General features: G+C 64.5%; 10 protein-coding genes and 1 pseudogene. 2 read left to right on the forward strand and 9 right to left on the reverse strand.

Translation table 11 applies throughout. The features are described 5' to 3' along the window. Positions 1–272, reverse strand: a pseudogene (locus AB3X43_RS12625) (hypothetical protein); the annotation flags it as partial. Between the two features lie 64 nt (positions 273–336). Between AB3X43_RS12625 and AB3X43_RS12630 the strand changes: the two are divergent. Further along, positions 337–864, forward strand: coding sequence for an FKBP-type peptidyl-prolyl cis-trans isomerase (locus tag AB3X43_RS12630; protein WP_369430207.1), 528 nt, complete (start codon positions 337–339; stop codon positions 862–864). Between the two features lie 29 nt (positions 865–893). Here AB3X43_RS12630 and dut read toward each other — a convergent pair whose 3' ends face one another. Next, positions 894–1376, reverse strand: a complete 483-nt coding sequence (gene dut, locus AB3X43_RS12635; RefSeq protein WP_369430208.1) for a dUTP diphosphatase — start codon at positions 1374–1376, stop codon at positions 894–896. 3 nt (positions 1377–1379) lie between these two features. Then, positions 1380–1793 (reverse strand): GlcG/HbpS family heme-binding protein, encoded by a 414-nt coding sequence (locus AB3X43_RS12640; RefSeq protein WP_369430209.1) that lies wholly within the window; start codon positions 1791–1793, stop codon positions 1380–1382. Positions 1794–1937: 144 nt separating this feature from the next. Between AB3X43_RS12640 and AB3X43_RS12645 the strand changes: the two genes are divergently transcribed. Further along, positions 1938–2633, forward strand: a complete 696-nt coding sequence (locus AB3X43_RS12645; RefSeq protein ID WP_369430210.1) for a Bax inhibitor-1/YccA family protein — start codon at positions 1938–1940, stop codon at positions 2631–2633. Positions 2634–2703: 70 nt separating this feature from the next. Here AB3X43_RS12645 and dnaB read toward each other — a convergent pair whose 3' ends face one another. From dnaB to AB3X43_RS12675, 6 genes are all read right to left on the reverse strand, one after another. Beyond that, positions 2704–4122 (reverse strand): replicative DNA helicase, encoded by a 1419-nt coding sequence (dnaB, locus tag AB3X43_RS12650; protein ID WP_369430211.1) that lies wholly within the window; start codon positions 4120–4122, stop codon positions 2704–2706. Between the two features lie 134 nt (positions 4123–4256). Beyond that, a complete protein-coding gene (gene rplI, locus AB3X43_RS12655; protein WP_369430212.1) occupies positions 4257–4709 on the reverse strand; it encodes a 50S ribosomal protein L9 in 453 nt (150 codons plus the stop codon). Between the two features lie 10 nt (positions 4710–4719). Then, positions 4720–5004 carry a 30S ribosomal protein S18 gene (gene rpsR, locus AB3X43_RS12660; protein ID WP_179635080.1) on the reverse strand — a complete coding sequence of 95 codons (285 nt, stop codon included), beginning with the start codon at positions 5002–5004 and terminating at the stop codon, positions 4720–4722. Positions 5005–5013: 9 nt separating this feature from the next. Then, positions 5014–5352, reverse strand: coding sequence for a primosomal replication protein N (gene priB / locus AB3X43_RS12665; protein ID WP_369430213.1), 339 nt, complete (start codon positions 5350–5352; stop codon positions 5014–5016). Further along, positions 5352–5720 (reverse strand): 30S ribosomal protein S6, encoded by a 369-nt coding sequence (gene rpsF, locus AB3X43_RS12670; RefSeq protein ID WP_179635079.1) that lies wholly within the window; start codon positions 5718–5720, stop codon positions 5352–5354. Before rpsF ends, priB begins: the two co-directional genes overlap by 1 nt. A 116-nt stretch (positions 5721–5836) precedes the next feature. Then, on the reverse strand, positions 5837–7156 hold a 1320-nt coding region (locus AB3X43_RS12675), incomplete at its 5' end, for a VC_2705 family sodium/solute symporter (protein WP_369430214.1).

Consider the following 7156-nt stretch of genomic DNA (forward strand, 5'->3'; position numbering starts at 1 on the left):
TCGAGGTGCCAGACTTCGTCTGCCCCCCGGCCACGGCGTGTCACGAGGCGGGACTCCACCTCCTCGCTTTCGGCCAGCTTGAAGAGTTCCGCGCGCGTCAGTGGCGGCTGGACACCCGGCAAGGCCTGGCGCACCAGCAGCGGCATGCGTTGCCAGTGCTGGTGCATGAAATCAGCAGGACTCAACCCGCCCAGCAACACGGCGGGTTGATCGAGCGGAGGAACAGCTGCATCAGGGTGCAACTGTCGCGAAAGGCCGGAAGAATGGTTCATCCCTGCATTGTGCCGGCCCGCCGGCCGGCGATCGCGGGCGCGCGCGCATGAGATGATGTCAACCATGCAGATATCAGCCCCTTGCGTCGTCAGCCTGACTTGGCGACTCGAAGACGCCCATGGCCAACTGATCGACGATCTCGGCGATCCCGTCGAGTTCTATTTCGGTGGCGACGACCTGTTCGCCAAGGTCGAAGAAGTTCTCACCGGCCAAGGCGTCGGTTACCAGAACACGCTCCATCTGGAGCCGGAACACGCCTTTGGCGAGTACCACGCCGAACTGGTGTTCTTCGAAGAACGCACCATCTTTCCGGACGAGGTCTCGCCCGGCATGCAGTTCGAGGGACCACCGCCCGGCAGCGCTACCCCGGACATGCCTGCAGACGTCATCTACACCGTCACCGAGGTCTACGACACCCACGTGGTGCTGGACGGCAACCATCCGCTGGCCGGCGTCGCGCTGGTGCTGCAGCTGGAGGTCCGGGATGTGCGCGAGGCGACCGAGGCCGAGATCGCCCAGGGAAGCGTCGGCGACGGTGAAGGCGAAGGTGGCCTGTTCAGCGTGGTGCCGCCTGGCACGACCCTGCACTGACCGCCCTCGCCCGGCTGGCCACTGTCCGCTCAGGCCGATGTGCTGGCAACACCTGTTGATCCGAATCCGCCCACCCCCCGCTCGCTGGTGGCCGTGAACTCATCCACGACCACCAGCCGGGGCCGCAGGATCGGCACGAACAGCATCTGCGCAATCCGGTCGCCCGGCTGGATCACGATCGGTGCATCCGCCGGATTGCGGTTCCAGACGCTCACATAGCACTGGGCCATGTAGTCCGCATCGATGATCCCGATGCTGTTGCCCAGGATCAGTCCCTTCTTGTGACCCAGGCCTGAGCGCGGCACGATCACCGCACAGAAGGCTGCACTGTTCATGTGCAACGCCAACCCGGTAGGCACCAGTTGCGCCTGCGCCTGCGGATGGATCTCCAGTGGTGCGTCCAGGCACGCGATCAGATCGATACCGGCCGCCTGCTCGCTCTGGTAGCGGGGCAGACCCCAGGCATGCAGCCGTGCATCCAGCACCCGGACTTCGACATCGGGTCCGAACACGGTTCAGGCTCCCGTCACGAGTGCGGCAATGCCCGCGCGTGCCACCTGCGCATCTTCGCTCGACTTCACGCCACTGACCCCCACCGCCCCGACACAGAGGCCTTGCACCATGATCGGCACACCGCCTTCCAGCAGGCCCTCCACCGCAGGCGCGCTCAGAAACGAATGCCGCCCCTGGTTGATCATCTCCTCATAGACACGCGACTCGCGCTGCCCCAGTGCAGCCGTGTGGGCCTTCGCCGGCGCGATGTGGGCCGACAGTGGTGCCGCGCCATCCAGCCGTTGCAGCCACAGCAGGTGTCCGCCATCGTCGACGATGGCGATCGTCACAGCCCAATGGTTGCCTGTGGCTTCAGCTTCAGCAGCTTGGGCGATGCGGCGGGTGTCGTCGAGCGTCAATACGGGCTTGGTCTTCATGGAATCGGTCCTGTTGTCCTGATGGGGGAAACACAAAGCGTCGCACTTTACCGCGCCGCTTCCCATGGCGCACCGCCCGGAACTAAACTGACCCTGCAGGCTCCAACCACCTGCCATTCTTCTTCACATCCCTCTGGAGGCTCCATGAACGAACGCCTGCCCACCTTCCCCGGCACGTCTGGTCAAGGCGCGCTGGCTGCGCAGCAGAACCGCGTGCTGCGCAACACCTACCTGCTGCTCGCTGTCTCGATGGTGCCCACTGTGCTGGGCGCCTGGCTCGGCGTTTCCACCAGACTCATGGCCACCATGGGCAACGGTCTGTCGACGATCCTGTTCCTGACCGGCGCCTTCGGCTTCATGTTCGCGATCGAGAAGACGAAGAACTCTGCGGCGGGCGTGGGTGTACTGCTCGGTTTCACCTTCTTCATGGGACTGATGCTGTCACGCCTGCTGGCAGTCGTGCTCGGCATGGGCAACGGCGCCACGCTGATCATGCTGGCCTTCGGTGGCACCGCGGGCGTGTTCTTCGCGATGGCCACGCTGGCCAGCGTGATCAAGCGCGATCTGTCGGGCATGGGCAAGTTCCTGTTCGTCGGCGCTGTCGTGCTGGTGGTTGCCATGGTCATCAACCTGTTCGTGCAGTCGAGCGCGATGATGATGGCGCTGTCGGTGCTGGCCATCGGCATCTTCTCGGCCTTCATGCTCTACGACCTGCGGCGCATCATCGACGGCGGCGAGACCAACTACATCAGCGCGACGCTGGCGCTGTATCTGGACCTCTACAACGTGTTCCAGAACCTGCTGATGCTCTTCGGCATCGGCTTCGGCAGCGACGACTGACCCACCGCGTTTCCACAACGCCGAAGGGGCCGCGAGGCCCCTTTTTCATGCGCAGCCATCCGGCGACCGGTCAGTATTCGCCGCCGTAGCTGCCAGGCGCCAGATTCTCGAACTTGGTCAGCGGCTTCATGAACGCCAGCTTGACCGTGCCCACCGGGCCATTCCGCTGCTTGCCAATCACGATCTCCGCCACCCCCGGCTCCTTCGAGTCCTTGTTGTAGTAGTCGTCGCGGTAGATGAACATGATGACGTCTGCATCCTGTTCGATTGCACCAGATTCGCGAAGATCGCTCATCATCGGTCGCTTGTCGGTGCGTGTTTCCACCGATCGGTTGAGCTGCGACAGTGCAATCACGGGGCACTGCAACTCCTTGGCCAGCGCCTTCAGACCACGCGAGATCTCGCTGATCTCGGTCGCCCGGTTCTCGCCGCTGCTGGAACCGGAGCCACTCATCAGCTGCAGGTAGTCGACCACGATCAGGCCGAGCTGACCGAACTGCCGAGCCTGGCGTCGGGCGCGGGCGCGGACTTCCCCCGGTGTCAGTGCAGGGGTTTCGTCGATGAAGAGATGCACGCCATGCAGCAGGTCCAGCACTTCGGACAAGCGCCCCCACTCGTCGTCGTTGAGCGCACCGGTGCGCAGGTGCTGCTGGTCGATGCGGCCGAGCGAGCCGACCATCCGCAACGCCAGCTGCGACGCGCCCATTTCCATCGAGAACACCACGACGGGCTTGCGTTCCTTGACGGCCACATGCTCAGCGATGTTGAGCGCGAATGCGGTCTTGCCCATCGAGGGCCGTGCCGCCAGGATGATCAGATCGCCGCCCTGGAAACCCGCGGTCATGCGATCGAGGTCGATGAAGCCACTGGGAACACCGGTCACTTCGCCTGCGCCGCTGTCGGCCAGTTCCTGCACCCGGTCGATCAGCGACACGACCAGGTTGTCGAGCGAATGGAAGCCCTGCTTGTTGCGCGAGCCTTCTTCGCCGATCTTGAAGATCTTGCTCTCGGCCTCGTCGAGGATGATCGATACCGGTGTGCCCTGCGGATTGAGCGCCTTGGTGGCGATCTCGTCGCTGGTCTCGACCAGCTTGCGCAGGATGGCCCGCTCGCGGACGATCTCGGCATAGCGGCGCAGGTTGGCTGCGCCGGGCACGCTGTTGGCCAGTGCATTCAGATAGCCCAGACCGCCCACATCGTCCGATTTGCCCAGACTTTGCAGGTGCTCGAAGACGGTGATGACGTCTGCCGGCTTGTTGCCACTGATCAGCGCCATGATGGCGCCGTAGATCAGCTTGTGCTCGTAGCGGTAGAAATCGTTGTCGGTCAGCAGGTCACCGGCGCGGTCGGACGCGCTGTTGTCGAGCAGCAGACCGCCGAGCACGCTCTGTTCGGCCTCGACCGAATGGGGAGGCACGCGCAGGCGCGCGACCTCTTCGTCACCGCCCCGGGAGGACGGCATCATGGATCCGGATGACAGGGAAGACATCGTTCGATGATAGGTCGGGAGTCGGGGGGATGGACAGCGGGCAAGCCACAGAGCGCTGGCCGCATGAAAAAGGCCGGCATGCGCCGGCCTTCAGGAGCGCCGTGGCGAGCACGGCGCAAGCACAGGGACTGGGATCAGTCCGTTGCGCCGACGACAGCCACGGTCACATCGACCACGACGTCATGGTGCAGCGCAACCGCCACGGTCTGTGCCCCAACGACCTTCAGCGGGCCATTGGGCATGCGGACCTGGGCCTTCGACACGGCGAAGCCAGCGGCCTTGAGGGCCTCGGCCACGTCGGCGTTGGTCACCGAGCCAAACAGACGACCGTCCACACCGGCCTTCTGGGCGATGGTGAGGGTCTTGCCAGCCAGCTTTTCGCCTTCGGCCTGTGCGGCAGCCAGCTTGTCAGCCAGCACTTTTTCGAGTTCGGCGCGGCGGACTTCGAATTCCTTGATGGCCTTTTCGGTCGCGCGACGAGCGGCACCGGTCGGGATCAGGAAATTGCGGGCGTAGCCGTCCTTGACCTTGACCACGTCACCCAGGGTGCCGAGGTTGGCCACTTTTTCGAGCAGGATCACTTGCATACCGGACTCCTCAGACCTTGTGCTGGTCGCTGTACGGCAGCATCGCGAGGAAGCGCGCACGCTTGATCGCGGTCGTCAGCTGGCGCTGGTAGATCGCACGGGTGCCGGTCAGGCGGGCCGGGGTGATCTTGCCGTTCTCGCCGACGAAATCACGCAGGATGTCGAGATCCTTGTAATCGATCGATTCGACACCGGCGACAGTGAAGCGGCAGAAACGCTTGCGCTTGAACAGCAGGGATTGCTGGTTGCGCTTGACCTTGCGGTCCTTGGAAAACTTACCACGTGGCGGGGGCATGACAACCTCCTAAGTCAATACTGGAACGTTGGGACTGGTGTCGAGCTGACGGATGTGGAACATGACGCCCCGACCACTGCGCTGCTTGCCCAGGAATCCGTGGAAGACCGCGGATTCACCGACAGCCAGCTTTTCCAGCTGGCGGGCAGTGTCCCCGAGGGCCGTCGCATGGATTTCCACGCTGACCTGCCTGGGGTGTCCGGCGTGCTCGATCTGCGAGGCGTGAGCCAATCGCACATCCAGCGCCGGCAGACCTGCCGGGGTATAGCGCATGGCCGCACGCTCGATGACCTGGGCTGCAAGCAGCACCTGGTTGACCATCGGGGCGTGGCAGGCGTCTGCCATCATCAGTTGCTCGTTTCCTGCTGGGACGACGACTTGCGCGCTTCTTCCTTCTCCACGCGCTTCATCATCGACGAAGGACCGGTTTCGGCCTTGTCGCGACGAACCGTCAGGTGGCGCAGGACTGCGTCGTTGAAGCGGAAGCCGGTTTCGATTTCAGCCAGGGTTTCCTTGCTGCATTCGATGTTCAGGCACAGGTAGTGCGCCTTGGCCAGCTTGTTGATCAGGTAAGCCAACTGGAAGCGACCCCAGTCTTCGACACGGTGGATCTGACCACCGGACGCGGCCACCAGAGCCTTGTAACGCTCCAGCATGGCTGGAACTTGCTCGCTCTGGTCCGGATGGACCAGCAGCACGATTTCATAGTGACGCATGGATACTCCTCATGGATTCCTGTTGCGGAAGCCGCCCCGTCGCGTCAAGAAACGGGTGCAGCAAGAGAAAAGCCTGCCATTATAGCCCGATTCCGGAAACGGGCGTAGCCGGGCTGCTACGACCATCCCGGCGTGCGCAGACGGTCCACCACGGCCTGCTCTGCCGGCCCTGGCGGTGGCGACAGCAGGCTGGCGACCACCAGCACCAACGCGCCGGCCGGCGCGCCGAACACGCCAGCCGCCATCGGGTCGATGCCCCACCAGGCACAGTCCTGCAAGGGCCTGGCGATGCCGAATACCCGGCGCAGCAGTTCGTGGTTGGTCACCATGTAATAGGCGCACACCGCCAGGCCCGACAACATGCCCAGCACCGCGCCGGCGCGGTTGGCACGCCGCCAGAAAATCCCCATCACCAGCGCCGGAAAGAACGTCGCCGCCGCGAGCGAAAACGCCGCCGCGACGAACTGCAGGATGTCCGCAAACCGCATGGACGCGATGAACGCGGCCAGCAGCGCGACCACCAGCACCAGGAACTTCGACAGCATCACCCGCCGCATCGCCGGCGCACGCGGATTGATGAGCCGGAAATACAGGTCATGCGACAGCGCGTTCGAGATGGTCAGCAGCAGCCCATCCGCCGTGGACAGCGCCGCCGCCAGCCCGCCCGCAGCCACCAGATAGGTCACCACGAGCGGCAAGCCGCCGATCTCGGGCGCAGCCAGCACGATGACGTCCCCGCCGAGATGCAACTCGGCCAGTTGCAGCAGGCCGTCGCCATTGATGTCCTCGACCGAAACCAGCGATGGGTCGAGCTTGGACCAGCGCCGGATCCAGCCGGGCAGTTGATCGAAGGGCGTGCCGATCAGGTTGGTGAACACCTCGTACTTGACCATCACCGCCAGCGCCGGTGCCGCCAGATACAGCAGCGCGATGAAGAACAGCGACCACGCCACCGACCGCCGCGCCTCGCTGACCGACGGCGTCGTGTAGTAGCGCGTCAGCACATGCGGCATCGCGGCCGTGCCCAGCATCAGACACAGCACCAGCGCCAGGAAATTGCGCCGCCCGACTTCATAGGCTTCCCGTGCGACCGCATCTCCCCGCGGATTGCCGGCGGCAATCGGTTGCGCCTGGGGCGGCATGCCACCCAGCGGCCGCGCCCGTTGCCGGGCATCGTCGTATTCATGCTGATAGGCGATGCGGGCAGCACTTTCCGTCTGGGGGCGACTCAGCAGTCGCCGCTCGGCCTGCTGCACCCGTGCCGGCGCCGCATCGGCGACCTGCAGCGCCTTGACCTGGGCAGACAGCGTCTCGGCGTCATCGACCATCGCCTGGCGCACATCGGCAAGCTTGCGCAGCGCATCGTCCGCACGCACCTGCAGCTGCCGGATCACGGCGAGTTCCGCCGGATCGTTCTTGAGCACCTCCTCGCGCTG

The sequence above is a fragment of the Sphaerotilus sp. genome, assembly GCF_041083715.1.
In the GTDB taxonomy this organism is placed as follows: domain Bacteria; phylum Pseudomonadota; class Gammaproteobacteria; order Burkholderiales; family Burkholderiaceae_C; genus Sphaerotilus.